The organism is Pseudomonas sp. NPDC087803 (genome assembly GCF_044742995.1).
Lineage (GTDB): Bacteria > Pseudomonadota > Gammaproteobacteria > Pseudomonadales > Pseudomonadaceae > Aquipseudomonas.
Window position 1 is genome coordinate 1 of record NZ_JBIUVO010000057.1, and the last position, 420, is coordinate 420.

Annotated in this window: 1 protein-coding gene; it reads right to left on the reverse strand. The window is 60.2% G+C overall.

Translation table 11 applies throughout. The features are described 5' to 3' along the window. The coding region (locus ACIOUG_RS21580) for a ribonucleotide reductase N-terminal alpha domain-containing protein (RefSeq protein ID WP_401068559.1) at positions 1 to 420 on the reverse strand (420 nt) is incomplete at both ends.

A 420-nucleotide genomic window follows, 5' to 3' on the forward strand; every position in this document is an offset into this window, starting at 1 on the left:
ACAGCGCCTTTGCGCTTGCCGCCCTGGTTGACGGCTACAGCGGTGTCGTTCACCACTTTCAGGAACGGAACCACGCCTTGCGACTTGCCGTTGGTGCCCTTGATGTACGAACCCAGTGCACGAACCGGCGTCCAGTCGTTGCCCAGGCCGCCAGCGAATTTCGACAGCATGGCGTTGTCGTGGATCGCGTGGTAGATGCCCGACAGATCGTCCGGAACGGTGGTCAGGTAGCAGCTCGACAGCTGTGGACGCAGGGTACCGGCGTTGAACAGGGTCGGAGTCGAAGCCATGTAGTCGAAGGACGACAGCAGGTTGTAGAACTCGATTGCACGGTCTTCTTTCTGCTTCTCTTCGATCGCCAGGCCCATGGCCACGCGCATGAAGAAGTTCTGCGGCAGTTCGAAACGCTCGCCAGCCTGG